Annotated in this window: 22 protein-coding genes and 1 tRNA gene; 16 read left to right on the top strand and 7 right to left on the bottom strand. The window is 62.8% G+C overall.

Going from position 1 to position 26,612, the window contains the following annotated elements; translation table 11 throughout:
* Positions 1-61 precede the first annotated feature (61 nt).
* Complete coding sequence (locus tag K3146_RS02575; RefSeq protein ID WP_221544628.1) at positions 62-1,141, top strand: branched-chain amino acid aminotransferase; 1,080 nt, start codon at positions 62-64, stop codon at positions 1,139-1,141.
* On the opposite strand, the gene K3146_RS02570 is transcribed toward K3146_RS02575, so the two are convergent.
* Positions 1,138-2,067 carry a LysR family transcriptional regulator gene (locus K3146_RS02570; RefSeq protein WP_221544627.1) on the bottom strand — a complete coding sequence of 310 codons (930 nt, stop codon included), beginning with the start codon at positions 2,065-2,067 and terminating at the stop codon, positions 1,138-1,140. The two genes, K3146_RS02575 and K3146_RS02570, sit on opposite strands and share 4 nt — an antisense overlap.
* Positions 2,068-2,174: 107 nt before the next feature.
* On the opposite strand from K3146_RS02570, the gene K3146_RS02565 reads away from it, so the two are divergent.
* From K3146_RS02565 to K3146_RS02555, 3 genes are read left to right on the top strand one after another with little or no spacing between them, the layout of a single operon-like run.
* The gene (locus K3146_RS02565; RefSeq protein ID WP_221544626.1) at positions 2,175-2,876 is read left to right on the top strand and encodes a pirin family protein; all 702 of its coding nucleotides are present in this window, start codon (positions 2,175-2,177) and stop codon (positions 2,874-2,876) included.
* Positions 2,877-2,891: 15 nt separating this feature from the next.
* Positions 2,892-3,485 (top strand): FMN-dependent NADH-azoreductase, encoded by a 594-nt coding sequence (locus K3146_RS02560; protein ID WP_221544625.1) that lies wholly within the window; start codon positions 2,892-2,894, stop codon positions 3,483-3,485.
* Between the two features lie 26 nt (positions 3,486-3,511).
* Positions 3,512-3,907 carry a DoxX family protein gene (locus K3146_RS02555; protein WP_221544624.1) on the top strand — a complete coding sequence of 132 codons (396 nt, stop codon included), beginning with the start codon at positions 3,512-3,514 and terminating at the stop codon, positions 3,905-3,907.
* Between the two features lie 73 nt (positions 3,908-3,980).
* Here the strand turns inward: K3146_RS02555 and K3146_RS02550 are convergent, their stop codons facing one another.
* The 3 genes from K3146_RS02550 to K3146_RS02540 form a co-directional block, all read right to left on the bottom strand.
* Complete coding sequence (locus K3146_RS02550) at positions 3,981-5,273, bottom strand: MFS transporter (protein WP_221544623.1); 1,293 nt, start codon at positions 5,271-5,273, stop codon at positions 3,981-3,983.
* A gap of 157 nt (positions 5,274-5,430) precedes the next feature.
* Positions 5,431-7,491 carry an NAD(+) synthase gene (locus tag K3146_RS02545; protein WP_221545203.1) on the bottom strand — a complete coding sequence of 687 codons (2,061 nt, stop codon included), beginning with the start codon at positions 7,489-7,491 and terminating at the stop codon, positions 5,431-5,433.
* 274 nt (positions 7,492-7,765) lie between these two features.
* Positions 7,766-8,767: a DNA topoisomerase IB gene (locus K3146_RS02540; protein WP_247710988.1), complete on the bottom strand. Its 1,002-nt coding sequence runs from the start codon at positions 8,765-8,767 to the stop codon at positions 7,766-7,768.
* 96 nt (positions 8,768-8,863) lie between these two features.
* Between K3146_RS02540 and yghU the strand changes: the two genes are divergently transcribed.
* Positions 8,864-9,715 carry a glutathione-dependent disulfide-bond oxidoreductase gene (yghU, locus tag K3146_RS02535; RefSeq protein WP_221544622.1) on the top strand — a complete coding sequence of 284 codons (852 nt, stop codon included), beginning with the start codon at positions 8,864-8,866 and terminating at the stop codon, positions 9,713-9,715.
* On the opposite strand, the gene argE is transcribed toward yghU, so the two are convergent.
* The gene (gene argE, locus K3146_RS02530; RefSeq protein ID WP_221544621.1) at positions 9,712-10,863 is read right to left on the bottom strand and encodes an acetylornithine deacetylase; all 1,152 of its coding nucleotides are present in this window, start codon (positions 10,861-10,863) and stop codon (positions 9,712-9,714) included. The genes yghU and argE overlap by 4 nt on opposite strands.
* Before the next feature lie 80 nt (positions 10,864-10,943).
* Here argE and K3146_RS02525 point away from each other — a divergent pair.
* The 6 genes from K3146_RS02525 to K3146_RS02500 all read left to right on the top strand — a co-directional run bounded on the left by K3146_RS02525 (position 10,944) and on the right by K3146_RS02500 (position 16,745).
* Positions 10,944-11,018 (top strand) — tRNA-Gln (locus tag K3146_RS02525).
* 46 nt (positions 11,019-11,064) lie between these two features.
* Complete coding sequence (locus K3146_RS02520; RefSeq protein WP_221544620.1) at positions 11,065-12,576, top strand: acetyl-CoA acetyltransferase; 1,512 nt, start codon at positions 11,065-11,067, stop codon at positions 12,574-12,576.
* A 37-nt stretch (positions 12,577-12,613) separates the two neighbouring features.
* Complete coding sequence (locus K3146_RS02515; protein WP_221544619.1) at positions 12,614-13,420, top strand: WecB/TagA/CpsF family glycosyltransferase; 807 nt, start codon at positions 12,614-12,616, stop codon at positions 13,418-13,420.
* Positions 13,421-13,494: 74 nt separating this feature from the next.
* Positions 13,495-14,280: an enoyl-CoA hydratase-related protein gene (locus K3146_RS02510; RefSeq protein ID WP_221544618.1), complete on the top strand. Its 786-nt coding sequence runs from the start codon at positions 13,495-13,497 to the stop codon at positions 14,278-14,280.
* 3 nt (positions 14,281-14,283) lie between these two features.
* Entirely contained in the window at positions 14,284-15,099 is an 816-nt protein-coding gene (locus tag K3146_RS02505; RefSeq protein WP_221544617.1) for an HTD2 family dehydratase, read from the top strand.
* Positions 15,096-16,745 carry an acyl-CoA dehydrogenase family protein gene (locus K3146_RS02500; RefSeq protein WP_221544616.1) on the top strand — a complete coding sequence of 550 codons (1,650 nt, stop codon included), beginning with the start codon at positions 15,096-15,098 and terminating at the stop codon, positions 16,743-16,745. Before K3146_RS02505 ends, K3146_RS02500 begins: the two co-directional genes overlap by 4 nt.
* Positions 16,746-16,770: 25 nt before the next feature.
* Here the strand turns inward: K3146_RS02500 and K3146_RS02495 are convergent, their stop codons facing one another.
* Positions 16,771-17,700: a hypothetical protein gene (locus tag K3146_RS02495; protein ID WP_221544615.1), complete on the bottom strand. Its 930-nt coding sequence runs from the start codon at positions 17,698-17,700 to the stop codon at positions 16,771-16,773.
* 201 nt (positions 17,701-17,901) lie between these two features.
* Between K3146_RS02495 and K3146_RS02490 the strand changes: the two genes are divergently transcribed.
* The 5 genes from K3146_RS02490 (at position 17,902) to K3146_RS02470 (ending at position 26,006) form a co-directional block, all read left to right on the top strand.
* Positions 17,902-19,692 carry a DUF294 nucleotidyltransferase-like domain-containing protein gene (locus tag K3146_RS02490; RefSeq protein ID WP_221544614.1) on the top strand — a complete coding sequence of 597 codons (1,791 nt, stop codon included), beginning with the start codon at positions 17,902-17,904 and terminating at the stop codon, positions 19,690-19,692.
* Complete coding sequence (locus tag K3146_RS02485) at positions 19,685-20,359, top strand: exonuclease domain-containing protein (RefSeq protein ID WP_221544613.1); 675 nt, start codon at positions 19,685-19,687, stop codon at positions 20,357-20,359. The genes K3146_RS02490 and K3146_RS02485 overlap by 8 nt, the downstream gene beginning before the upstream one ends.
* 113 nt (positions 20,360-20,472) lie before the next feature.
* On the top strand, positions 20,473-20,751 hold the full coding sequence (locus tag K3146_RS02480) for a DUF4212 domain-containing protein (RefSeq protein WP_221544612.1): 279 nt from the start codon (positions 20,473-20,475) through the stop codon (positions 20,749-20,751).
* A 10-nt stretch (positions 20,752-20,761) separates the two neighbouring features.
* Positions 20,762-22,537, top strand: a complete 1,776-nt coding sequence (locus K3146_RS02475; RefSeq protein ID WP_221544611.1) for a sodium:solute symporter family protein — start codon at positions 20,762-20,764, stop codon at positions 22,535-22,537.
* Positions 22,538-22,640: 103 nt separating this feature from the next.
* A complete protein-coding gene (locus K3146_RS02470; protein WP_221544610.1) occupies positions 22,641-26,006 on the top strand; it encodes a hybrid sensor histidine kinase/response regulator in 3,366 nt (1,121 codons plus the stop codon).
* Here the strand turns inward: K3146_RS02470 and K3146_RS02465 are convergent.
* On the bottom strand, positions 25,976-26,611 hold the full coding sequence (locus K3146_RS02465; protein WP_221544609.1) for a response regulator transcription factor: 636 nt from the start codon (positions 26,609-26,611) through the stop codon (positions 25,976-25,978). The two genes, K3146_RS02470 and K3146_RS02465, sit on opposite strands and share 31 nt — an antisense overlap.
* Between the last annotated feature and the right edge of the window lies 1 nt (position 26,612).

Below are 26,612 nucleotides of genomic sequence, written 5' to 3'. Positions count from 1 at the left end.
CCTTCTCATTTTGTGGCGACAGGCCTTGCCCTGCAACGCGGCGCGCATTAACCGCGCGGGCATGGAATTCGAGCATCTTTCGCACCCCGCCCCGACCCCCGCCGAAACGCGTCAGCAGGCGCTGAAGGACCCGGGTTTCGGCAAGCTCTTCACCGACCACATGGTCGTAATCGATTACGATGCCGACAAGGGTGGTTGGCACAAGGCGACGCTCGGCCCGCGCGAGGCGATCAGCCTCGATCCGGCTGCTGCGGTGTTGCACTATGCTCAGGAAGTCTTCGAAGGCATGAAGGCCTACAAGCAGGGAGACGACACGCTCGCCCTGTTCCGCCCGGAACAGAATGCGCGCCGGTTCAACGAAAGCGCCAAGCGGATGGCGATGCCCGAACTGCCCGAGGAACTTTTCCTCGAGTCGATCCGCCAGCTGGTCACCGCAGACCGCGACTGGGTGCCGGGCGATCCGGACGGCTCGCTCTACTTGCGCCCCTTTATGTTCGCTTCCGAGGCATTCCTCGGCGTGCGTCCGGCGCGGCAATACAAATATATCCTCATTGCCAGCCCCGTTGGCCCCTATTTCAAGGGCGGCGCGAAGCCGGTGAAAATCTGGGTCAGCCGCAACTACACGCGCGCCGCACCCGGCGGCACGGGCGCGGCAAAGACTGGCGGTAATTACGCGGCCAGCCTCGTCCCGCAGGCTGAAGGCATCGAACACGGCTGCGACCAGGTCGTGTTCCTTGATGCAGTAGAGAAGAAGTGGATCGAAGAACTGGGCGGTATGAACCTGTTCTTCGTATTCGACGACGGTACGGTCATCACCCCGCCGCTCACCGGCACTATCCTGCCCGGGATCACCCGAGACAGCCTGATCCAGCTGCTGCGCGAGGAAGGCCTGCAGGTCCGCGAGGAGCCCTACAGCATCGACCAGTGGCGCGCCGATGCGACTACAGGCAAGCTGCTCGAGACCATGGCCTGCGGTACTGCGGCAGTCGTTACTCCGGTCGGCACCGTGCTCGGCCCCGACGGCGAGTTCACCATCGGCAGCGGCGGCACCGGTCAGATGACGAACAAGGTGCGCGAAAAGCTGGTCGGCATCCAGAAGGGTGCGGTCGAGGACACCTACGGCTGGACGATGAAGCTCTAGCTTTCGGCAGTTACCGAGGGCTCCACACCACTACACGCTCCCAACCGATCGCGGATCGCGTCGATCAGCCAGCTCGTCGCAGGTCCGGGTCTTGCATCGCGTCGCCACAAGGCGCTGAGCGTGTAGTTCGCGCCCGGCTTTTCCGGCAGGTCCAGTTCGCATAGCCGCCCCTCGGCAATGTCTGCGCTGACCATGTGGCGCGGCATGTTTCCCCAGCCGATGCCTTCCTTGAGCAGCGCGTGCTTTGCGCCGAGATCGGCCAGCCGCCAATTCTGCGGCGAGAGAACCGAGAACTCGCGGCCTTCGGATAGTTGCGAACGGTCGGAGAGGACCAACTGGAGGTGTTTGCGGCTTTCGCCAGGGCGAATGCCCGTGCGAGCGAGCGGATGCGTCGGCGCGGCCACCGGCACGAGCTCGACTGCGCCGATCGCCTGCCGCTCCAGCTCGGCGTGATCGGCCATCAGTGGCCCTCCGATAGCCAGATCGGCGCTCCCGCCCAGCAGGCATGCTTCGACCGCGCCAAGAGCTTCGACCTGCAGTCGAAGTGCCACGTTCGGATACATTTCGCGGAAGTCCCGCAACACGCTTGCAGTGGCTTCGCCGGGGAGCATCACGTCGACCACCAGCGACACCTCGCTTTCCAGCCCAGCGTGCAAGCTCTGCGTCTTGGCGAGCAGCGTGTCGATGCCGTCTGCCACGGCCTTGGCTTCCGCGAGCAAGCCCCGACCTTCGTCCGTCAACACCGGCCGGCGCGAGCCTTCGCGTTCGAATAACCTGACGCCAAGTTGCGCTTCCATCTGCGCAATGCCGTAGCTGACTGCCGAAACGGCGCGTCCCATCTTGCGCGCGGCGGCGCCAAAGCTGCCTTCTTCCGCCACCGCAAGGAAGATGCGGAGCTGATCGAGACTTGGCTCCCCCAATTTCATTGTTCGGATTTCCTGAACATCTTGCCGCGTTTTATCGCAGTTATCGGAACACGGCGCAATGGCTATCTGTTGGCCCAACGAAGCATTCCTTCCGAGGAGACCACACAATGATCGAACATCGTCCCTTCAACACGCTCGGCAAGGCCAATCATGGCTGGCTTGATGCGAACCACCATTTCTCCTTTGCCGGTTACCACGACCCGTCGCGCGTCAATTGGGGTGCGCTGCGTGTGTGGAATGACGACCGCATTGCCCCCAACAGCGGCTTTCCGACCCACCCGCACCAGGACATGGAAATCATCACCTATGTCCGCAAAGGCGCGATCACACACCGCGACAGCATGGGCAACGAAGGCCGCACCGAAGCCGGCGACGTTCAGGTGATGAGCGCCGGTCGCGGCGTCCAGCATTCCGAATTCAACCTCGAGGACGAGGAAACCACGCTCTTCCAGATCTGGATCATTCCGTCCGAACGTGGCGGCGATCCCGGCTGGGGCGCGCGGCAGTTCCCCAAGGGGGACCGTGCCGGCCAGTTCGTCCCACTCGCCAGCGGAGTGGCGAATGACGACGATGCCCTGCCCATCCGCACCGATGCCCGCGTTCTGGGTGCAACGGTGAAGGCAGGCGAGAGCGTCACCTACACTCCCCGCACCGCCGACCGGCACCTCTATCTCGTGCCCGCCACCGGCAGCATCCGCGTCGGCGATATCGAGGCGCAGGCCCGCGACGGCCTGGCCATCACCAAGGAAGACAGCATCACCATTACCGCGCTCGAGGACAGCGAACTCGTCCTCGTCGACGCGGCCTGAGCAGGAGAACCTCACATGACCAATATCCTCCACATCACCGCAAGCATCCGCAACGGCGAAAGCGTTTCGCGCAGCCTCGGCACCAAGCTCGTCGAGGGCCTCGCAGCGAAGCAGGATGCCAAGGTCGTCCATCGCGACCTGTCGAAGAACGACATCCCTTTCATCGACGCCGAGCGCTTCGCGGCCAACCTCGCACCCTATGCCGAGCGTTCTCCCGAGCAGCACGAGCTGGCAAGGGTCGCGGATGAACTGATCGATGAGTTGCAAACTGCCGACACCATCGTCTTCAGCGTGCCCGTCTACAACTTCTCGGTGCCCGCAACGGTCAAGGCCTGGGCCGACCTCGTTGCCCGCGCCGGGACGACCTTCCGCTACACCGAGAATGGCCCCGAAGGCCTGCTCACGGGCAAGAAGGTCTACATTACCGCAGCATCGGGCGGCACGGCGATGGGAAGCGAGATCGACTTCATGTCACCCTGGCTGAAGTTCTTCCTCGGCTTCCTCGGCATGCACGATGTCGAACTCGTCGCCGCCGACGGCATTATGGGCCAGGGCGGCGAAGAGAAGATCGCCGAGGCTCACGAAGAAGTCGAAAAACTGGCCGCCTGAGGGCCGAGCAAGAGAAAGGAAATGGCATGAGCACCGAGTCCACCCTTGGCCAAAGCTGGCTCCCGCTTGCTGCGCGGATCATGATCGCAGCGATCTTCCTTCTCGCGGGGTTGAGCAAGATCGCCGATCCCGCCGGGAACATCGGGTACATCCAGTCAGTCGGAATGCCCGCTCCCACCCTCGCCCTTTGGGGAGCGGTCGCAATCGAGGTCCTTGGCGCCCTGGCGCTCATCGCGGGCTTCAAAACTAGGATTGCCGCCATCGTGTTGGCTGCGTTCAGCCTGGTGACTGCCGCCGTGTTCCACAACCAGCTGGGTGACCAGATGCAATTCGTGATGTTCTTCAAGAACATTGCGATTGCGGGTGGCCTGCTGCAGATCGCGGCATTCGGTCCGGGTAGCTTGTCTTTCGACCGAAAGTAGGGCCTCCCACCGTTGAGAACAATCCGCCGGGGCGCCTTTGCTCCCCGGCGGTTCTCGATTTTGGCCCACGAATTCAGGCCGGCTTGTGAGCTGCCAATATCTCGCGCCGCTTCTGGATTTCGTAATATTCGGGGCGGCGCGGGAATTGTACCGTCAGCAGCAAGATAAGCGTCACCATCAGTCCCGCACCGCAGACGACGAAGATGGACTGGAGCCCGCCCAACCTCTCCGACTGGCCCAGCATGAATGCTCCGAAGGAAATGCCGAAATTGGCGACCGCCATGTAAATCGTGAACTGGGTTGCGGCGACCGTGGGGTCGCACAGCCGCATCGACACCGGCAGAAGGGCCACGGTGCGCAGAACATTGAGCGCCATCCACCCATATACGAAGACGAGGAAAAGCGCCGGCACTCCCCAATAGGAGACCGAAAGGTACATGGTGGACAGGAGCGCGAGAGTGATGACAATCCACATGATCCCGATCCGCTTCGCGCCATAGCGGTCGCCCAGCCAGCCGCCGAGCGTCATGCACAAGATGCCTCCGACCAGCCCCGCGCTCGCATTGTGCGAGGAGATGGTAGAGACATCCCAGCCCACATAGTTCGCCCCGATCAGCGGCACGGCCCCGGTCATCCCGCCATAGAGGATACCCGCGCTGAACATCGCGATCATCCACAAGAGGCTCTTGCCGGCGAACAGCGATACGAAGGTTGAGCGCAGTATCGGCCACCATGCGTCGAGCTGGATGTCGATATTTCGCGAATGGGCATCACCTTCGCTCCACGGATAGCGCCGCTCGCCAGTCCGTTCGCGAAAAGCGGTTGTATAAACACAGAGCGCCAGCAGTATTGCGGCAACTGTCAAGAAGGCGCCGGGCGCGCCGAAATCCTCGATTACGAAGCCGCAGATGGCGGTGGCCGCGGCAATACCGATCGACTGCCCGCCGAACATCATTCCACTGCCGCGGGCGCGCTCCTCTTCGGTCATGATGTCGACCGCCAGCCCGTCCACAGCGACGTCCTGGAAAGCAGTGGCCGTGTTGAGCATGAAGCCCAATGCGCCGAGGATGGCGATATCGGTCACAGCAGGTGACAGCAACGCCCCCACAATCAGCACGACGATCATCAGGCCTTGGGCGCCGAGTATCCATGCGCGCCGCCTGCCCATCGGCAGGTAGGTGTATCGGTCCATGAAGAAGCCATTGGTGAACTTGAGTGACCACGGCAGTGCGGTGAGCGCCGCAACCGATCCGACATCGGCCGCCGATGCGCCGTTAACCGCCATCCATGCAGGGATGGCAAACCAGAAAAGCCCGATGGGCATTCCCTGCCCGACATAAAGGATGAAGAGTGTAAAAAGCCGCAACCGCTGGCTGTTTTCCAGGATCAATGACTTATTCGACGCGGCAGATGCCATCGCAAGGCCCCCAGCTTGAGTGGCGGCTGGCTTTCTGCCCTTGGCCGCTCGCGTCCCTACGATCCGAACAGCTGGTTGCTGCCCTAATCGAACCTGGGCCGCAAGGTCAGCGGGGCAGATTCCTCTGCAAGTCTTCCAGCCAAACGTCGGCTACGGCATCGCTGGGTGCGCGCCAGTCGCCACGGGGGGACAGCGCCCCGCCCGCACTCACCTTGGGCCCGTTCGGCAGCGCACTGCGCTTGAACTGGCTGAAGCCGAAGAAGCGTTTGACGAAGTTTTCCAGCCACTTGGCAATGGTGGCGAGGTCGTACTCGTTCTTGGACCCTTCCGGAAAATCGATCGGCCACTGCCCCGCCTTGATGTCCCTCCAGGCATGCCATGCAAGGAAAGCGACATGGCTCGGGCTTTGTCCCCAGCGGATGATGTGATGGAGGAAGAAATCGTTGAGCTCGTAGGGCCCGATGATCGACTGCGTGCTCTGGATCGTGCCGTCCGCGTCCGCCGGGACCAGTTCCGGGCTGATTTCGGTTTCGAGGATGTCGAGCAGCACTTCATCGACATGGTCATCGAACTGGTGCGTCGTTGTCGTCCAGCGGATGAGGTACTGGATAAGCGTCTTGGGCACGCCGGCATTGACGCCGTAATGGCTCATCTGGTCGCCGACGCCGTAGGTGCACCACCCCAGCGCGAGTTCTGAAAGGTCACCTGTCCCGATGACCCAGCCGCCGTGCTGCCCTGCCAGGCGGAAAAGGTAATCGGTGCGAAGGCCCGCCTGCACGTTTTCGAAGGTTGTATCGTAGACCGGCTCGCCATCGGCAAAGGCGTGGCCGATGTTCTCCAGCATCATCCTGGCAGTAGGCTTGATGTCGATCTCTTCCGCCGTGATGCCGAAGGCGTCCATCAGTTTCCAGGCGTTGGATTTGGTGCCGTCCGAGGTCGCGAATCCCGGCATCGTGTAGCCGCGAATGTCCGTGCGCGGGCGGCCGAGCCGATCCATCGCCTTCGCTGCCACGAGCAGCGCATGGGTGCTGTCGAGACCGCCCGAGATGCCGATGACTAGCGATTTGGGCCGCGTCGCCTCGATCCGGCGCATGATGGCATCGACCTGGATGTTGAAGGCCTCGTAGCAGTCCTCGTCGAGCTTCTCCTGGCGGTTGGGAACGAAGGGGAACCGGCGGATCGGGCGCTCCAGCCCGATGTCCTTGGGCGCGTGGCCAAGCTCGAAGGAGACGCGGCGATACCAGTCCTCGGGCCGACCGGCGGCGTCGGCCGCATCACCCCATGTCTGCATCCGCATACGCTCGGCAAGGATGCGCTTCGTGTCGACATCGGCAACGCAGAGCTCGGGCGCATGGTCGAAACGCACGCTTTCGACGAGAAGGTCACCCAGTTCGTAGATCATGCCCTGCCCGTCCCACGCGAGATCGGTCGTGCTCTCTCCATAGCCGCTGGCCGAATAGGCATAGGCGCAGACCGAGCGGCTCGAACTGGCGCGGGTGAGCATGTGCCTTTCGTCGGACTTGCCGATGGTGATGTTCGAGGCGGAAAGATTGAGCAGGATCGTCGCTCCCGCGATCGCTGCGAGGGTGCCGGGCGGATTGGGCGACCAGAAATCCTCGCAGATCTCGATACCGAAAGTGAAACCGTGCAGATCGTCCGCGTCGAAGACGAGGTCGGTACCGAAGGGTACAGTCTCGCCAATCACCTCGATATCCAGCCCAACGCATTCGCGCCCGTGGCTGAACCAGCGCTTTTCGTAGAATTCGCGGTAGTTGGGCAGGTAGCTTTTCGGAACTACGCCGAGCAGCTGGCCGCGCGCAATCACGATGGCACAGTTGTACATCCGTCCATTCCGGCGGAGCGGTGCGCCGATCACAAGCGCGGGAGAAAGAGAGCGCGAGGCCTCGACAATGTCGGCCAGGTGGCGTTCGACCGCTTCGAGCAGCGCTGTCTGCAGGTGCAGGTCATCGATGGCATAGGACGACAGGCAGAGCTCGGGATAGAGCAGCAAATCGACGCCGCGTTCATGCGCCGCGCGCGCCTGCTCCAGGATTCCCTCCGCATTGTAGGCGACATCGGCCGTTCGCACCTTGGGCGTAGCGGTCGCCACGCGAACGAAGCCGTGCGTGTGCAGATCGTAAAAGTGATGCGTGGCGCTCTTCGCCATTGGCTGGCTATCCTTTGCGGAAGTTGTGGCGGGCGTGATCCAGTCGGCGGGCTGGCAGATGCCGAGATCGGCCAGCTTGCGCTGTGCATCGGCGCGTGCGATCCGCCCCTTGCTTTCCCAGCCGAATACGGTCTGCGTCTTGAAGCCATAGCGCCCGGCGAATTCCTCTGCCGATAGGGGCGGATTACGCGAGAGGCGCCATGCCTTGAGTTTCTGTCCTGCCTTATGCATGCAAGAGCAATTATCTCGAAAAGATAATTACTGCAAGACCTGCTCAGGCGGCGAGCAATTCTGCGGCGCTGGGACTTTCCTGCAGGAGATCGATCAGCCCGCGCTCTTCGCGCGTCAGCCAGCGCGTGGCACGCGGCAGTTGCAGGCCCTCGCGCCAATCCTCCTGTCGCTCGACCAGATCAATGACCGCAGGATGGATATAGCTCTTGCGCGTCACGGCTGGCGTATTGCCGAGCTGCTTTGCCACGCATTCGAGAACGTCCTTCATCGGCAAGCGCCCTTCGCCCGTACGCAAGCATTCGAAGCCCATCACGCTGGCATGCCAGGTGCGGAAATTCTTCGCCGTGAAGCGTTCACCCATGCAGGCTTCGAGATACTCGTTCACATCGGACGATCCGACTGCCTGTACTTCGCCATCGTCGTCGACATATTTGAAGACGTTCTGGCCGGGCAGGTCTTGCATGTTGCGCACGATCCGCGCGAGGCTGCCATCGGTCAGCGTTACCTCGCGGCGGATGCCGGACTTGCCCTTGTAACGCAGCTTGAGCGTCTTGCCCGTGACCTCGGCATGGCGGCGGCGCAAGGTTGTCGCGCCGAAGCTCTTGTTGCGCTCCGCATAACCCTCGTTCCCGACGCGGACGGCTCCGAGGTCGAGCAGCCGCACCACGCTTGCAACCGCGCGCTGGCGCGTGAGCTTGCGCCCATTCAAATCCTCTTCGACCTTCTTGCGCACGAGTGGCAGCAGGTTTCCGAATGCGAGGCAGTTGTCGAACTTCTCGCTTTCTCGCTGGCTGCGGAAATCGGGGTGGTAGCGATATTGCTTGCGTCCCTTGGCGTCGATCCCGGTGGCAAGGATGTGACCATTGGGCGCCGGGCAGAACCAGGCATCGACATAGGCAGGCGGCAGCGCGATGGCGTTGAGGCGCGTCTTCTCCGCGCGGTCGGTGATTAGCTCTCCTTGCGGATCGTAATAGGCCCACCCCTTGCCCGCACCCTTGCGGGTGATGCCGGGCAGTTGATCGTCGACATAGATGAGCTTCGTCATGACGAAGCGAAGAACCGTGGGATCGCTGTATCCGTTCCCCATCTTGCGACGAACGGTTGGGCGTAATAGCCACCCCATCCGAAGAGGAGAACTCATTTGGCCGATCCTACCTACACTCCGCCCGAAGTCTGGACCAACGACGCCGAGAACGGCGGCAGGTTCGCCAGCATCAACCGCCCCACCGCCGGCGCGCGCGAGGAAAAGGAGCTCCCCAGCGGCGAGCATGACTTCCAGCTCTATTCGCTCGCCACGCCCAATGGCGTGAAGGCGACGGTGATGTTGGAGGAACTGCTCGAGGCCGGCCACTCGGGCGCGGAGTACGACGCCTACACCATCAACATCGGCGATGGCGTGCAGTTCACCAGCGGCTTTGTCGGTTTGAACCCCAACAGCAAGATTCCCGCGCTACTCGATCGCAGCGGCGACACGCCCGTGCGCATTTTCGAAAGCGGCGCGATCCTGCTGCACCTGGCAGAAAAGTTCGGAGCCTTCCTGCCGACCGACCACACCCGCGCCGAAGTGCTGAGTTGGCTGTTCTGGCAGATCGGCAGCGCACCATTCATCGGCGGCGGCTTCGGCCATTTCTACGCCTATGCGCCGGAGAAATACGAATATCCGATCAACCGCTATGCGATGGAAACCAAGCGCCTGTTCGATGTGGCCGACAAGCGGCTGGCGGACAGCGAATTCCTCGGTGGCAAGGATTACTCCGTCGCCGATATCGCCGCCTGGCCGTGGATGGCGCCGTTCGTCGAAGGCACAATCTATAACGAGGCGCGCAAGTTCCTCTCGATCGACGAGTACGAGAACGTCGGCCGCTGGGCCAAGCAGATCGGCGAGCGTCCGGCGGTGAAGCGCGGGCGCATCGTCAACAAGGCTTGGGGCGATGAGGATACGCAGCTTCTCGAACGGCACTCCGCGGCCGATTTCGAGGGCAAGAAGCTTTAAGCGAGAGCTTCGGCGAGGCGCTCCATGAAGCGGGCGCCTTCCTCGAACTGCGAGATCGCGATCCACTCGTCGGGCTGGTGCGCCTGCTCGATCGAGCCCGGACCGCATATCACGGTCGGGAAACCGGCTTGCTGGAATTGCCCGCCCTCCGCCGCATAAGCGACCTGCGAGGGCGGTGCATTTTCGCCGGTCAGCGTGCGCACGAAAGCCACCGCATCCTCGCTCCCATGTGCCACCATGGGCGGGATCGACGATCGCTGTTCGAAGCTCACGCTGGCATCAGGAAAGCGCGCCTTCATCTCGCTGTCCATTGCCGCGCAGCTATCGCGGAAGGGAGCGATGACCGCTTCCGGATCGATCGCCGGAGGGCAGCGTAAGTCGAACAGGAAGGACGCGTGACCTGCAAGAATGTTGTTCGCCGTGCCGCCTGCCATCTTGCCGATCGTCAGCGTGGCCTGCGGCGGGTCGAAACCGTTGTAGGGGTCAGCAGTCTCTTCCAGTCCACGCGCAATCTCGAGCAGTTCGCTCATTAGCCGGACCGCCACCATGTTGGCAGAAATCCCATGATTGACGAGAGAACTATGGGCTTCGTGGCCCCGCACCGAGACCTCGAAGGTCGCGCTACCCTTGTGGCCGGTGATAATTTTCATGCTGCTCGGCTCACCAACAACCGCGAGACGAGGCGCCGGAATGGTAGCAGCCATCCGCTCGATCATCGCGGGCGCACCCTTGCAACCGACCTCCTCGTCATAGCTGATCGCGAGGTGCACCGGCTTCGACCCGCCAAGGAAACGCGGGACATAGGCGAGCGCCAGCGCGATGAAGCCCTTCATGTCGCAGGTGCCGCGCCCAAAGAGCTTCCCGTCTGCCTCGCGCACCGTCCAGGGATCGCTCGACCAGTCCTGCCCCTCCACCGGCACGACATCGCTGTGCCCCGAAAGGATCACCCCGCCCTCTACCATCGGCCCGACCGTAGCGAAGAGATTGGCCTTCTTCCCGCCTTCTCCGAGTACGCGCGTCGCGGCCACGCCATGCTGCGCCAGATAGGCTTCGACCCAGTCGATCAGATCGATATTGCTGCGCGAAGAGGTGGTGTCGAAACCGACAAGCGTTTCGAGAATCGAGCGGGCGGCGGCAACATCGGTCATGTGCCTGCTATCGCCCATCCGATTGCTGGCCGCTACCCCTTCACATTGCCGCCAAGCACGCTATAGGAGCGCCCGCCTGCTGGGGTGTAGCCAAGTGGTAAGGCATCGGTTTTTGGTACCGACATTCGCAGGTTCGATCCCTGCCACCCCAGCCACTTTCCCGCATTTGCCAAATTCTCCTGTCTCGCTAAGCCCTTGCGCATGAGCGAAACGGATCCGCACGCAGTTCCCGTCATCATCGGCGTAGGCCAGATCAACGATCGCCCCGACGATCCGGCAGACGGCCTAGATCCGATCGGGCTCATGGCAGAAGCGCTGCGGCGCGCAGACGAGGATGCCGGTGGCGACTGGTTGGCATCACGCGATTCGCTGGCAGTCGTGTCACAGCTCGGCTGGCCGCATTTGAACCCTGTCGACGGGACGCTGGCCGAGATGCTTGGGATCGATCACGCACACCGTGAGCAAACCGCCATCCCGAGCGGTGACAGCCCAGTCCTCCTGCTGCATGAGGCCGCCAATCGCATTGCGCGAGGCGAGGCAAGGGTCTGCGCAGTCGTCGGCGCAGAGGCGTTGCGCACCGCTGGGCAACTCGCCGCATTGAAGCCTCGCAAGGATGGCAGCAAACCCAATGCATTGAGGGATGCCAAGCACCGCCAGACCGAAGGTTATGCCCAGCGTTACGGCCTGGTGATCCCGACCGATGTCTATCCGCTCTATGAGAACGCAGGCCGCGCCGCCTATGGGCAGACCCTTGCTGAAGCCCAGGCGGAGAGCGGTGCAATCTGGGCGCTGATGAGCGAGGTTGCCGCCGAGAACGAAAGCGCATGGATTCGCAAACCCGTCAGCGCCGAAGAGGTAATCACTCCCTCATCCAATAACAGGATGATCGCCTTTCCCTATACCAAGCTCCAGGTCGCAAATGCAGCGGTAAACCAGGGTGCGGGGTTTCTTGTGACCAGCCTTGCCGAGGCACGCGCGCGGGGAGTGCCGGAGGATCGCCTGGCTTTCGTTGGCTATGGTGCTGCGGCGCGCAAGGATGGCGATTTCCTCGCCCGCGATCATTACTACGAATCCTTCAGCCTTGCCGTCTCGATCGAGGAGACGATGCGGCTGAATGAAGTCACGGTCGACGATTTGGCGCATGTCGAGCTTTATTCCTGCTTCCCTTGCGTCCCCAAGATGGCGCGGCGCGTACTCGGCTGGCCGCTCGACAGGCCGGCGACGGTGTTCGGCGGGCTGACCTTCGGCGGCGGCCCCATCGGGAATTACATGAGCCATGCGGTGGCTGAAATGGTGCTGCGCCTGCGCGGGACCAGCGACAAGGGCCTGCTGTTCGCCAATGGCGGTTACGCGACCTACAGCCACACGATCCTGCTGTCGGGCGCTCCCACGGGCGCGGTTTTCCCGCAGGATTTCGACTTTCAGTTGGAAGCCGACGCAAGGCGTGGCCCCATTCCCGATATCGAGGAGGACTACACCGGAGAGGCCATGATCGAGACCTATGTAGTCCACTATGAGCGCGACGGTTCGGTGAAATCCGGCGTCATCGTAGCCCGGACGGCTAGCGGAAATCGCACCCTTGCCCATGTCCCTGCAACAGACGATAATACCATCACTTTCCTGACCGACGGGATTCGAGAGCCTGTGGGGACAGCGGGATTGATCGTCCGCGATGAAGCGGGCATGGGGCTTTGGCAGATGGCGGACGGCTGACCGATCGCCAGCAGAGCAGGGATTGTCGAAGGGTCAGATGACCGACCAAGTTTGGACACCGATCCGGCACGTACGAGTGGCCGACCAATGGGTCGCGGCTGCCAGTCGTCAGGACTTCGTCGATGCCGCCCATGCCGATGCCGACTATGCCGATGCGCATGGCCGCGTACGCACAAGACTGATCTTCGATTCGAACGGCCAGGGCGTATCAATGGCGCGCACGGACCCGGAATTTCGCGCCGCTCTTGATCATGCCGACGTCATCCATGCCGACGGTCAGTTCATTGTCGAGATGTCGAAGCGTTACTGTGCCGAACCTATTCCCGAGCGCACTCCGACCACCGACATGATCCACGATTTCGCCAAGGCGTGCGAGGAAAGCGGGCGGACTTTCTATCTCCTCGGCGCGCCGGAAGAGATCAATTCGGAATGCACGCGCATACTGCGCAAGATGTATCCGAAGCTGAATATCGTCGGGCGCAACCACGGCTTCTTCAAGGGCCGCGAAGACGAAATCCTTGCCGATATTTCGGAGAAGAAGCCCGATTTCCTTTGGGTGGGTCTTGGCAAGCCGCTCGAACAGAAGTTCTGCGTCGAATACAAGGACCGCCTCGACGCGGTCTGGACGATCACCTGCGGCGGCTGCTTCAATTTCATCACCGGCGACTATCCTCGCGCACCGCAGTGGATGCAGGACAACAGCCTCGAATGGCTGCACCGGATGATCGTGAACCCGCGGCATCTATTCTGGCGCTACGCGACCACCACGCCGCACGCATTCGTGCTGGGACATCGCCTGTCTGACAAATCGACCAAGACGATGGCTTACGGGCAGGCCGCCTGACGCAAAGCTAGGTTGCAATTCCAGACCCGTTTGCCCAAAGCATCCCCAACACAAGAGATGACTGGGAGCAGGCGATGAGCGACTTCGAAATGATCCGGACCGAGCGCGAGGGCAATGTTCTCACCATAACGCTCGACCGGCCTGAGCGGCTGAACGCCTGCCCGCCAGCGATGGCCGACGAGATATTCACCGCCGTGCGCGATATCGGCGATGCGCGCGCCGTGCTCATCAAGGGCGAAGGGCGTGCCTTCTGTTCCGGCGCCGATCTCGCCGGGAATGCCGAGATGTCGATCAGCGGTGGCGACCGCGCATTCGCCTCGCTCAGCCAGCATTACAATCCGATGGTGCAGGCGCTGGCGACGCTTCCCGTGCCGGTGGTTTCGATGGTCCAGGGACCGGCTGCAGGCGTCGGCTGCTCGATGGCATTGGCCGCAGACTTCGTGATCGCGGGCAAGAGCGGCTATTTCCTCCAGGCCTTCGTCAATATCGGTCTCGTCCCGGATGGTGGATCGAGCTGGATGCTGCCGCGCCTCGTCGGCAGCGCACAGGCAACCCGCATGATGATGCTGGGCGAGAAGATCCATGGCGAGGAAGCAGAACGCATCGGCCTGATCTACAAATGCGTCGAGGACGACGCGCTCGAAGCCGAGGCCAGGGCCTTGGTCGAGCGGCTTGCCAATGGACCCACAGTTGCGCTCGGCCTGATGAAGCAGACGCTGCGCGAAGGGCTTGAGAAGGACTTCACCGCTACCTTGGCAGCAGAGGCGAAGACCCAGCGACAGGCCGGCAACACGCAGGATGCGGTCGAAGGTGCGCTGGCCTTCCTCCAGAAGCGGAAGGCCGAATTCAAAGGGGCCTGAGCCATGCCGGGCATCAGCGAAGCGCAGATCGCCGACTGGCAGTCCGCAGTCGGGAGGGAACTGGTCGAGGAAGAGACCCTCGATCCGCTTGCCCTGCGCCGCTTCGCACGGGCGGTCGGCTTGCCGAACGAGACCGATGGTGTGCCCCTCCCCCATTGGGCGTTCTTCCTGCCCTGCCCACTCGACTCCGTGATCGGGCCGGATGGACACCCGCGCCGCGGCGATTTCCTACCCGATGTCAGCCTTCCACGGCGGATGTTTGCAGCCTCGGAGATCGAGTTTTCCGGCGCTCTGCAACCCGGCTTGCCCGCGCGGCAGACCAGCCGGGTTGCCGAAGTGACGCACAAGGCTGGCCGTTCGGGCGATCTGGTCTTTGCGAAGGTCGAGAAACGGCTTGAACAAGGCGGTTCGCTCTGCGTACGCGAGGTGCAAACCTATGTGTACCGCGACGAGGGCGACCCAGTGCCCATGCCGGTGCCATCGTCGCCGCATCCCGGAGGTGAGAAATGGCACCCGGATGAGGTGAACCTCTTCCGCTTCTCCGCCGCCACCTTCAACGGCCACCGAATCCATTACGACCTGCCCTATACGACCGAAGTCGAGGGCTATCCCGCGCTGATCGTCCACGGACCCTTTACCGCCGCCAAGCTGGCCGGACTGGCCATGCGCGATGGTTCTTTGGCGCGATTTTCGTTCCGGGCGATGGCACCGCTTTTCCTGGGCCAGCCGATCTATCTCTCGAAGCAGGATGACGGCGCCTATGAGGCCATTCGCTGCGACGGTGTGATCGCGATGTCCGCGCGGGCGGAATTCCAGTGAAGGATTTGCCCGCCCTTACCCGCGCAGCAGCCGATGCTGCCGCCGACTACACCGATCGCGTTCATGCGAAACTCGCCGCCGTTGTCGCCCCGGACGGAAAGCTGGATGCTGCTGTCGCCGAACGCGAGCAGCATCTCCTCCACGGCTTCGCATGGATCGCAACCCTCCAGGCTGCACTGGATGCTAGCGCCAAATGGGCGCAGCGCATGGATGACGAGGGAAATCTCGGCGAAATCGAAGCGCTAGCCCTCGGGATCGGATTCGGCGAATATTGCTCACAGATCGCCAGTGGCGTGGCGATGAGCCAGAACGAGGTGATCCGCCCATCTGCCTTTGCCCTTGAACCAGAAGCGCGCGCTTTCGCCGATGGAGAAGCAGTCAGCCAGCTCATCGCTTTTGCGAGCTCGACAACCAATCGCGCTGCCCTTGCCCGGCGCCTGGCCGATGGCGAGCGGCCTTTCGAGGGCTCGGGTGACGAAACACTCGACATGATCCGTGAGCAGTTCCGCGCCTTCGCCTCCGATCGCATCGCGCCGCATACGCACAAATGGCACCTCGCCGATGCGCTCATTCCGCTCGCAGTAGTCGAGGAGATGGCCGACCTCGGCGTCTTCGGTATCTGCATTGCGGAGGAGTACGGCGGGCTTGGCCTCGGCAAGATGGCGATGTGCCTCGTGTCCGAAGAATTGTCGCGCGGGTGGATTTGCGCCGGGTCGCTCGGCACCCGCTCGGAGATTGCCGGTGAGCTGATCGGAAAGAACGGCACCGAAGCGCAGAAGGCGTACTTCCTCCCCCGCATCGCTGACGGCTCGATCCTCCCTACCGCCGTCTTTACCGAACCCGATACCGGTTCCGACCTCGCATCGGTCCGCACGCGCGCCGACCGGCAGGAGGACGGAACCTGGCATATCACCGGGGCGAAGACATGGATCACCCATGCCGCGCGTGCCGATCTGATGACGGTGCTGTGCCGCACCGATCCGGCGGTCTCTGGCTATGGCGGGCTGTCGATGATGCTCGCCGAGAAGACCCGCGGCAGCGAAGACGCGCCCTTCCCCGATCCCGGCATCGACGGCAGCGAGATCGAGGTGCTCGGCTATCGCGGCATGAAAGAATATGCGCTCGGCTTCGATGGCTTCGCCGTCGCTGAAAGCGGACTGCTCGGCGGGAACGAGGGCCAGGGATTCAAACAGTTGATGCAGACATTCGAGGGTGCGCGCATCCAGACCGCCGCCCGCGCGATCGGTGTCGGCTGGAACGCCTTCGATCTCGGCGTCGCCTACGCGCTCGATCGCAAGCAGTTCGCCAAGCCTCTGATCGCTTTTCCGCGTGTGGCCGACAAGCTCGTGATGATGGTGTGCGAATTGCTGATGGCGCGCGAGCTCACCTATTCGGCCGCGCGTCACAAGGATCGCGGCGAACGCTGCGATATCGAGGCGGGCATGGCGAAGCTCCTCGCTGCCCGCGTGGCCTGGGCCAATGCCGACAACGCCCTGCAGATCCATGGCGGCAACGGCTACGCTCTCGAATACGAGATCAGCCGCGTGCTATGCGACGCACGCATCCTCAACATCTTCGAAGGTGCGGGCGAAATCCAGGCGCATGTCATCGGCCGCGGGCTGATCGCCAATCGCCTGAACCGCTGACATCCGGTCGAAATATCCTCCCGCCCTAGTCCTCGCCGATTTCGAACGTCGTGAAATGCCCGCTTGCCTGCGTGTCGGGTATCTCTGCCGCAATGCCATAGCGCCCCGGTTCGAGCTGGAGCGTGAAATAGCCGGTTGAACCCTGGGGCATGTCATGGATCCCGCCCACGAACTTTGCCGGGGCCGGGGTCTGCTGCCCATCGATCGGGAAGAAATCGACCCATTTTGCAGCGGCATCGACATCAGTGTCGTCATCGATGCGAAAGACATGCGCGTCATGCCCGACGAAGCCGTTGTAGAGGCTCTGCTCCACGAAGCGCGCCCTGACGCTGTTCGCGCCGGGCTGGAACTGCCCATCCGCGATACGGTATCCGTCGTTGCGAAGCTCGAGCGTGACGTTCGCCTCCGGCTCGGCCATGCCGCCTTCCTCCGCCACTACGGTGAACGGATGCACCATGCCGAACTCGCCCGGCTCGGGGTTGAAATTGTGCTGCACGCCATTGGTCTTGACGTAGCATTCGACGATGTAATTGCCGGGTTCGAGATACATGGTCGCTTCGCCGACAACGCCATTGGCAATCATGCCCGGGCCACCCAGCCAGGTCAGCCCGCCCACCCATTCGGGCACACCCGCAAGCAGGCGGTCGGCCTCCGCGTCATCGCCTGCGAGGCGGGCGGTAAGACTGGCCTGGAAGCGGCGCACGACCTCTTCGTCCACCATCTCCGCATCGACGCCATCGGGCAGTTTGTAGACGAGGCCGAAATGGGTCATCCCGCCATCATTGGTGATGCGCACGGTCGTCCATCCCGATTTGACCGTGTCCGGACCGGAAAATGTCATCCCCACCACTTCGAGCGGCAGGACATTCTCCGTCGCTTCTTCTGCCGGCGAATCCTTGCCGGAGCATCCAGCGAGCGCAAGGCTCGCAAAAAACACAAGAAAGCGCCCAGTCATCGCATTCCCCCCAATCCAGCTGTCCACGAAGGTAACTGCGCAGCAGGAATTCACCAAATCAATGTGCCGGGATGCCCGTACTACTAAGGTCGATGCGCGAAATGGCGCCATTCGTGCTAATCCGTCTGCATGGTCAGTGAGCTGGGCGAAATCCAATCGTTCCTCGGGGATACGGCCCCGTTCGACAGCCTGTCCCCTGACATGCGTGCATCCATCACACGCCGTATCACGGTCCGGTATTACCGCGCGGGAGAAGTCATCCTCGCGAGCGGTGAGCAAAACGATCACCTGTTCATCGTGCGCTCCGGGGCAGTCGAACTGCGTCTCGCCGGAGCGGAGCTGACCGCGCGCCTCGCTACAGGCAGCTGTTTCGCTTCTCCATCGCTCTTGCGAGGTGGCGAAATCCGCAACACGACCATCGCCCTCGAAGATACGCTGGCCTATCTCCTCCCTGGGCAGATTTTTCACGAGTTGCGACAGAACTCGGCGCAGTTCCGGGAGTTCTTTGCGGAAAGCGAGAGCGAACGCATTCGAAGCGCGGTGCGCGAACTCAAGCTGAAGCGCTCGAACACACTTGAACAGAGCAGCATCGGCGCGCTCCTCACCCATCGTCAGCCCGTGTCCTGCAGTCCGGATACAAAAGTGTCGGATGCGGCCCGCCTGATGAGCGAAAGCGATGTGAGCACCCTCGCCATATGCGCAGACGACAAACTGATCGGCATCTTCACCGACAAGGACCTGCGCAATCGCGTCGTCGCAAGGGCGATCGGCTTCGACGAACCCGTCAGCACAGTGATGACACCGTCACCGGTCACCCTGCCCGAAAGCGCGAACATCTCCGAAGCCATGGCGATGATGGCCGCGGGTGGATTTCGCCACATTCCGGTGCTCGGCCAGCACGGCGAATTGCGCGCCATTCTGAGCGCGACCGACATTCTTGCGCATCTCGGAGACAGCGCGATCGACACGGGAATGCTTGTAGCACGCGCCGCGAGTCCCGAGGCGCTGGTTTCGGCGGCCCAAGGCATTCCCGATGGCTTCACGCGCATGGAGGCTGGCGGTTTCCACGCCGAGCACACGATGCGCTTCACCTCCGCGCTTGGCGAGGCCGTGCATCGACGGGCAGCCGAGCTGGCAGAGGTGGAACTGGGCCCGCCGCCCGTGCCCTACGCGCTGCTGGTGTTTGGGTCGCTCGCGAGGGGCGAACAGCTCGTGGGGTCCGATCAGGACAACGGCCTCGTTATCGACGACCGCGTGGACGAGGCTGGCAGGACCTATTTCGAAACACTCGGGACGCGCATCTCGGACATGCTGGACGAGGCAGGCTTCGTCTACTGCAAGGGCGGGATCATGGCGAAGAACGCCGATCAGCGTCTCACGGTGAGCGAATGGCAATCGCGGTACGAGGACTGGATCGACAATCCGGACGAAGACAAGATCCTGCGCGCGACGATCTTCTTCGACATGCGCGCCGTGCATGGAAATCTGGAGCTCGAGAGCCGCGTGCGCGATCACGTCCTTGAAAAAGTGGCGGGCAACCGGCTCTTCCTCAGCTACCTCGCGCGCGATGCACAGCGCAGCCGCATTCCGCTCGGGATCTTTCGCAATCTCGTGCTTGAGAAGTCGGAGGATGGCACAAAGGGCTTCGATGCGAAGGCGCAGGCTATCCTGCCGGTGATCGATATTGCGCGCAGTTTTACGCTGTCGGAGGGGCTCGCGGCGGTCGGCACACTCGACCGGCTCGATGCGCTGGCGGAAGCTGGCCGCATGGCGAGGGGCGATGCCGAAAGCCTCAAGGATGCCTTCCTGCTCGTCAACGAGCTGCGGATTGCCCATCAGGCAGCACAACTGCGAGCCGGAAAGCAGCCCGACAATATCATCGCCCCTTCTTCGCTTTCGCCTCTCGAGCGAGACTATCTCAAGGATGCATTCTCCGTGATCCGCGGCGGGCTCGACTCGCTTAAGCGTAACTTGGCGGGCGGCATTGCGTGAGGCTTTTCGCTCCTGGCGTTTCGCACGCGCGCTGAGGGCCTGTGCCGCGCAGGGCGATGAGCGGCTGACGCGCTATGCCGCGGCAGATTGGCCCGCAGGCGACATGGCGATGGCCGATGTTTCGCTGCTCGCGCTCGATTTCGAGCTCGATGGTCTGTCGAAAGATGCCCATCTGCTGCAGGCAGGGTGGCTGCCGTTCGACGCGCGAGGCATCGATCTCAGGGCTGCGCAATCCTTCGATGTAAGGAGCAGGCGCACGCTCGACGATGATGCGGTCGCGATCCACGGGATAGGCGAGCAACGGGCACGCGCGGGGGAAGGAATTGGCGGCGTCGTAGACGATCTGGTCGGTGCGCTCGCCGGCCGGATCATGGTTGCACATGGCGCATCGGTCGAACGCGAAGTGATCTCCCGTGTCACGCGAGCACGCTATGGCCACGCCATCCCGGTCCGGTCGATCTGCACCCTCGCACTGGAGCGCAAGCTCAATCCCAACCTGGTCGGAAATGGACCATACCGCCTCGCTGCGACCCGCAAGCGCTACGGCCTGCCGGACTATGGCCAGCATGATGCTCTGTCCGACGCCCTCGCGGCGGCGGAGCTGCTGCTCGCGCAATTGTCGCGCATGCCGGCGGCGACCCGGCTCGGCTCGCTCGAGAGGCTCTGACAACACTCATTAGACTTATGTCTCGCTCGTCGTGACGGGCTGCACGGCATAGCCTTCCGGGCAAAGCTCCCGAATCCCTGGGGGCTTTGCAAAAACGAGAGGAAGGGGAGGTCATGTCCGACGAGAACGAAACCCACGAAACCAGCGCAGCGGAGGGCGCCTACTGGCGCGACAATATCCGGTTGCTGGTCTCACTCATGGCGATCTGGTTCGCCTGCTCCTTCGGGGCCGGAATCCTGTTCCGCGACTTCCTCGACCAGTTCATGCTCGGCGGATACCCGCTCGGCTTCTGGTTCGCCCAGCAGGGCTCGATCTACATCTTCATTGCACTCATCGTCTTCTACGTCGTCCGGATGAAGAAGCTCGAGCGCAAGTACGACCTCGACGACTGAGGAGGCGACCATGGACACACAGACCCTGATCTACATCTTCGTCGGCCTCAGCTTCGCGCTTTATATCGGTATCGCGATCTGGTCGCGGGCTGGTTCGACGAAGGAATTCTACGTTGCCGGCGGCGGGGTGAACCCGGTCGTGAACGGCATGGCAACCGCCGCCGACTGGATGAGTGCGGCGAGCTTTATCTCGATGGCGGGCCTCATCGCCTTCCTCGGCTACGACGCGTCGGTCTACCTGATGGGCTGGACCGGCGGCTATGTGTTGCTGGCACTGCTGCTGGCGCCGTATCTGCGCAAGTTCGGCCAGTTCACCGTGCCCGATTTCATCGGTACGCGATACTATTCCAAGACTGCGCGTGTGGTGGCGGTGATCTGCCTGATCTTCATCAGCTTCACCTATATCGCGGGCCAGATGCGCGGCGTGGGGATCGTGTTCTCGCGCTTCCTCGACGTGCCGATCTTCTGGGGCGTGATCATCGGAATGGGCATCGTCTTCGTCTATGCCGTGCTCGGCGGGATGAAGGGCATCACCTATACGCAGGTCGCACAATATTGCGTGCTGATCTTCGCCTACATGGTCCCGGCATTCTTCCTGAGCTTCATGATCACGGGCAACCCGATCCCGCAGATCGGCCTTGGATCGCAGGTGAATGACGGGTCAGGGCTATACGTCCTACAAAAGCTCAACCTCGTCCTGTCCGACCTGGGCTTCGGGCAATACACCGACGGGTCGAAGAGTATGATCGATGTGTTCTGCATCACGCTGGCCCTGATGGTCGGCACGGCAGGACTGCCGCATGTGATCGTGCGCTTCTTCACCGTTCCCAAGGCCTCGGATGCACGTAAGTCCGCCGGCTGGGCGCTGGTTTTCATCGCCCTGCTCTACACGACGGCTCCGGCAGTGGGTGCTTTTGCCCGCCTCAACTTCATCGATACGGTGAATGAGACGAGCTATTCCGAAGCACCCGGTTGGTTCAAGAACTGGGAGCGCAATGACCTCATCGCCTTCCAGGACAAGAACGGCGACGGAGTGATGCAGGTGCGCAGCGGCGATGCCTTCGAAGGTGCGCCGGAGTTTGCCGCAGAAGCCGGGCCCTCGGGCGAGCGCGTGGTGACCAATACCCCGGTCGCCGACAGCGAGAACGAGGTTTATGTCGATCGCGACATCATGGTCCTCGCCAACCCTGAGATCGGCAATCTGCCGGGGTGGGTGATCGCGCTGGTGGCAGCGGGCGGCCTTGCGGCAGCACTGTCCACCGCGGCAGGCCTGTTGCTGGTGATCTCCAGCTCGGTCAGCCACGACCTGCTCAAGTCGACCTTCAAGCCGAATATCTCGGAGAAGGGAGAATTGCTGGCGGCACGCGTGGCGGCAACGGCAGCGATCGTGGTGGCCGGCTACCTCGGCATCTATCCCCCGGGGTGGGTGGCGCAAGTAGTGGCCTTCGCCTTCGGACTTGCCGCAGCCAGCCTGTTCCCTGCCATCTTCATGGGCATCTTCTCCAAGCGGATGAACAAGGAAGGGGCGATTGCGGGGATGGTGACGGGCCTTGCCTTCACCTTCGGCTACATCTTCTACTTCAAGCTGGCGAACCCGGCTGCGAATGTAGCGGAGAACTGGCTCTTCGGCGTCTCGCCCGAAGGGATCGGCGTGGTCGGCATGCTGCTGAACTTCATCGTCGCCATCGCGGTGTCGAAGATGACGGCAAGCCCGCCGGTCGAAATCCGCAAGCTGGTGGATTCGATCCGCGTGCCGCGTGGCGCCGGAGAGGCCCACGCTCACTAAGGGCCCAACGGGCTATCGCAGGAAGGGGCGGTGCCGAGAGGTGCCGCCCTTTTCTTGCATGAGACGCGCGTTGCGATAGTCTGCGCAAAGGAGGGAGTAGGCCATGCTGTTCGGAGCGGCGGTAGCTGCAGCGACGCTTTACCTGGCATTGCTGTTCTGGATCGCCGCCCGGCAGGACAGGCTGGCAGGCGCGGGACAGGCTGTCCCTGCGCGCAGGCGAGATTGGATCTATGGCCTCAGCCTTGCCGTCTATTGCACCAGCTGGACCTTCTTCGGCGGCGTGGGCTCGGCGGCGAGTTCGGGCTGGCACTACCTGCCCATCTATCTCGGCCCGGTGCTCGTTTTCACGCTCGGTTTTGGCCTGGTGCGACGCATCCTGGCACAAGCCAAGGCGCAGCATTCCACCTCGATCGCCGACTTCCTTTCCGCCCGGTACGGCAAGAGCGCGATAGTCGCTGCACTCGTCACGATCATCGCCACGATCGGATCGCTTCCCTACATGGCGCTGCAATTGCAATCGGTCGGCGCATCGCTGCTGGCAATCGACCCGGATCTTCAGGCGAATGTCACGGCGGACGAACTGGTGCTGCTTGTGGCGGGGAGCATGGCGCTGTTCGCAATCCTGTTCGGCTCGCGCCGCGGCGACCGCGCGGGCGACAATGCCGGGCTCGTACTCACGATAGCAGTCGAATCGGTCGTCAAACTGCTCGCGCTGCTGGCCGTTGCAGCCTTTGCGCTCGCCATCGTGGCAGACCGCCCCGAAGTCGTCGCTCCCTCGATATCGCCATTCTCGGCCAGCCAGTTCGATGCGCGCTTCGCCGTCCTGACGGTCATCGCAGCCTGCGCTGCGCTATGCCTGCCGCGCCAGTTCCACATGAGCTTCGTCGAAGCGCAAACCGACCGCGCCAGCGGGACCATGCAATGGCTGTTCCCTGCCTATCTTGCCATCACTTCGCTCGTCATCGTCCCGATCGTGCTGGCCGGCGTGGCCGTGCTGCCAGCTTCGACACCAGCGGACATGATTGTGATGGCGCTGCCGCTGGAGAGCGGAAACGCGGCGTTGGCGCTTCTGGTCTTCATTGGCGGATTTGCTGCCTCGACCGGAATGATCGTTGTCGCCAGCGTGGCCCTGTCGACGATGATCACCAACGATCTCGTCTCGCCACTCGCTTTCCGGCGAGAATTGCTGGGAGGAGGCGACCGAACGCGCCTCGCAGCCCGGCTACTGATGGTCCGGCGACTGGTCATCGCCGCGCTGCTGTTTCTCGCCTATCTCTTCTACCTCGGCTTCGGTGCCACGGCCAACCTTGCCGGGCTCGGAACTCTTGCCTTTGCGGCCATGGCGCAATTCGCGCCCGGCCTCGTGCTCGGCATGATCACAAGACGCGGCAACAAGACCGGAATGATCTGCGGCCTTGTTGCCGGCTTTGCATGCTGGCTGGTGCTGCTGATCGTGCCGCCGGCAACCGGACAGGCCCCGCTGTTCCTGATCCATCCCGATCACCTGGTTTCGGGCGTGCTGCTGAGCCTTGGCGCGAATACCGCTGCCTATTGGGCCGGTTCCGCCTTCGGCCGTGAAACCTTGGTCGATGCAGCGCAGGCTGCAGCGTTTGTAGGCACGGCTCCGCCGGGGTCGCGGCCGGCATTCGTCACTGCGAAACGCGTAGCGGATATCCGCCTGCTCCTCGCGCAATTCGTCGGCCAGAAGCGGGCAACGGAAGCCCTGGGGACCGGCCGAAAAGATAGCGATCCGGCCGATCCGCACATCGTGGCCATGGCCGAACGGACAATTGCCGGGGTGGTGGGAACCTCATCGGCGAGGATGCTCGTGTCGAGCTGGTCGCAGGGCGATCCTGTCCCGCTCGAGCAGGTCGTCGCCATGTTTGACGAGACCAACCGCCGCCTCAGTTTCAGCGGCGACCTCCTGCAACTCGCCATCGAAAACATCGACCAAGGCGTGGCATTGGTCGATGCGGACATGAACCTCGTGGCTTGGAACAGCCGCTACCAGGAGATGTTCACGCTGCCCGACGAACTGGCCAGCGTCGGTACACCAATCGCCGATCTCATCCGCTTCAACCTCGAACAAGGCGGCACGCCCGAAGAGGAAATCGAGGAACAGGTCGCTCGACGGCTCGAGCACATGCGCGCCGGCCGCCAGCATCGCATGGAGCGCGAACAGCACGACGGACGCATCATGCGTATCATCGGCAATCCCGCGCCCGGTGGCGGCTATGTAACAAGCTACAGCGACGTGACAGCCGATCGCCGCGCCGAGCAGGCGCTCGAACACAAGGTTGCCGAACGTACCCGGCAGCTAAGCGAGGCGAATACCAAGCTCGAGGCAGCGACGCGGTCCAAGACCCGCTTTCTTGCTGCGGCCAGTCACGATCTCATCCAGCCGCTCAACGCGGCGCGGCTATTCGCCTCGGCGCTGGGCGAGGAGGTGCGCGGAAAAGACCGGCTGGAAGTGCTGGTTCGTGACCTCGATGGTTCGATCACCTCGGCCGACCGCCTTATCCGTGCGCTGCTCGATATCTCCAAGCTCGACGGGGGCGGGATCGAGCCGAAGCCGGAGCCGGTAGCGCTGGACGATATTTTCGATGAGATCATGCGCGAGTTCACCGTGCAGGCAGAAAACAAGGGCCTTTCCATGCGCCGTGTTCACACGAGTGCGTGGATCCGGACCGACAGGGCGCTGCTTGCCAGCGTAGTGCGCAATCTCATGAGCAACGCGATCCGCTATACCGAAAGTGGTGGTGTTTTGCTCGGTGTGCGCCGGGCGGGAGACGATATCGAACTGTGCGTGTTCGACACCGGACCGGGGATTCCCGAAGAAGATGTCGAACGCCTGTTTGACGAGTTTCAGCGTGGCAGGACAGCCGATCGCGAGGGGCTTGGCCTCGGCCTTGCCATTGTGCGCCGCATCACCGCATTGCTGGGAATAGAGGTCGTCACGCGTTCCGTTCTCGGGCGTGGGAGCAGTTTCTCTGTTCGATTGCCGGTGCTTCGCTGGGGAGCTCGTGCCGAGCCCGAGCGCCGACGTCGCCGAGCCTCGACGCTGTCCGGTGCCCGCATTCTCGTGGTCGACAACGATCCGTCCGCGCTTGCGGCGACCACCGCTCTGCTCGGGAAATGGGGGCTCGAAGTAACATGCGCGGCAAGCAAACAGGAGGCCTTGGCCAGTGCCCCTGCCCCACCCGACGTCGTAATCATGGATTTCCGCCTGGACGAAGATGAGCGCGGTGACACTGTCTACGAGGCCCTTTGCAATGCCTGGGGCACACGCCCACCTGCGATCCTGCTGACAGCGGAAGCGGGCGAGGAGACAAAAGCTGCGGCAGGGCGCATGTGTGCGAACCGCCTGTTGAAACCGTCTTCGCCCGCCGCGTTACGGGCGCTTATTTCGGATTGCGTTGCGCGCGGCTCGTCTCGCGATCAATCGGAGGCCGACTCCGCCACGTCCTGAGAGACATCGAGCTTGCCCGCGAGCAGCACTGCCTGCGTGCGGTTTACCACCCCGAGCTTGCGGAAGATGGCGGTGATATGGGCCTTCACCGTAGCCTCGCTGATGTCGAGCTCGTAGGCGATCTGCTTGTTGAGCAGTCCTTCGTTCAACTGGCCAAGAATGCGGCGCTGGGCCGGGGTCAGGCTGGCAATGCGGGCAAGGTCATCGTCGGTTTCGCCCCCGCTTTCGGGAAACCAGCTGTCGCCTTCGCGCACGCAAGATAGCGCCTCGCGCATCAGCTCGAGGCTGGCCGATTTGGGTATAAAGGCCGCCGCGCCCAACTGACTCGCCGCATCATAGACGCGCACTTCTTCGCTCGCCGAGACGATGGCGACGGGAAGCGCGGGAAAGTCCTGCCGGAAATCCATGAGCGCACTCAGCCCATTCGAATCCTCCATGTGAAGGTCGAGCAGCAACGCCTCCGCGCCCTGTTCGACTTCCCGCCTCGCCTCGCCAGCGCTCGACGCCTCGACGATCTCGGCTTCGGGCCAGACCTTGGCCACCGCGTGGCTCAACGCCGTGCGGAACAGCGGGTGGTCGTCGGCGATGATGATGCGGCTTGCCATC

Origin of the sequence: Qipengyuania vesicularis (assembly GCF_019711415.1) — a bacterium.
Classification (GTDB): domain Bacteria; phylum Pseudomonadota; class Alphaproteobacteria; order Sphingomonadales; family Sphingomonadaceae; genus Qipengyuania; species Qipengyuania vesicularis.
This window is presented reverse-complemented; position numbering and strand designations above follow the sequence as displayed.

Coding starts and splice junctions, on each gene's coding strand:
- K3146_RS02470 (WP_221544610.1), top strand. CDS start 22,641: ATGCTGTTCGGAGCGGCGGTAGCTGCAGCGACGCTTTACCTGGCATTG.
- K3146_RS02505 (WP_221544617.1), top strand. CDS start 14,284: ATGCCGGGCATCAGCGAAGCGCAGATCGCCGACTGGCAGTCCGCAGTC.
- K3146_RS02560 (WP_221544625.1), top strand. CDS start 2,892: ATGACCAATATCCTCCACATCACCGCAAGCATCCGCAACGGCGAAAGC.
- K3146_RS02480 (WP_221544612.1), top strand. CDS start 20,473: ATGTCCGACGAGAACGAAACCCACGAAACCAGCGCAGCGGAGGGCGCC.
- K3146_RS02510 (WP_221544618.1), top strand. CDS start 13,495: ATGAGCGACTTCGAAATGATCCGGACCGAGCGCGAGGGCAATGTTCTC.
- K3146_RS02515 (WP_221544619.1), top strand. CDS start 12,614: ATGACCGACCAAGTTTGGACACCGATCCGGCACGTACGAGTGGCCGAC.
- K3146_RS02475 (WP_221544611.1), top strand. CDS start 20,762: ATGGACACACAGACCCTGATCTACATCTTCGTCGGCCTCAGCTTCGCG.
- K3146_RS02545 (WP_221545203.1), bottom strand. CDS start 7,491: ATGGCGAAGAGCGCCACGCATCACTTTTACGATCTGCACACGCACGGC.
- K3146_RS02465 (WP_221544609.1), bottom strand. CDS start 26,611: ATGGCAAGCCGCATCATCATCGCCGACGACCACCCGCTGTTCCGCACG.
- K3146_RS02565 (WP_221544626.1), top strand. CDS start 2,175: ATGATCGAACATCGTCCCTTCAACACGCTCGGCAAGGCCAATCATGGC.
- K3146_RS02555 (WP_221544624.1), top strand. CDS start 3,512: ATGAGCACCGAGTCCACCCTTGGCCAAAGCTGGCTCCCGCTTGCTGCG.
- K3146_RS02520 (WP_221544620.1), top strand. CDS start 11,065: ATGAGCGAAACGGATCCGCACGCAGTTCCCGTCATCATCGGCGTAGGC.
- K3146_RS02540 (WP_247710988.1), bottom strand. CDS start 8,767: ATGACGAAGCTCATCTATGTCGACGATCAACTGCCCGGCATCACCCGC.
- K3146_RS02575 (WP_221544628.1), top strand. CDS start 62: ATGGAATTCGAGCATCTTTCGCACCCCGCCCCGACCCCCGCCGAAACG.
- argE (WP_221544621.1), bottom strand. CDS start 10,863: ATGACCGATGTTGCCGCCGCCCGCTCGATTCTCGAAACGCTTGTCGGT.
- K3146_RS02495 (WP_221544615.1), bottom strand. CDS start 17,700: ATGACTGGGCGCTTTCTTGTGTTTTTTGCGAGCCTTGCGCTCGCTGGA.
- K3146_RS02570 (WP_221544627.1), bottom strand. CDS start 2,067: ATGAAATTGGGGGAGCCAAGTCTCGATCAGCTCCGCATCTTCCTTGCG.
- K3146_RS02490 (WP_221544614.1), top strand. CDS start 17,902: ATGCGTGCATCCATCACACGCCGTATCACGGTCCGGTATTACCGCGCG.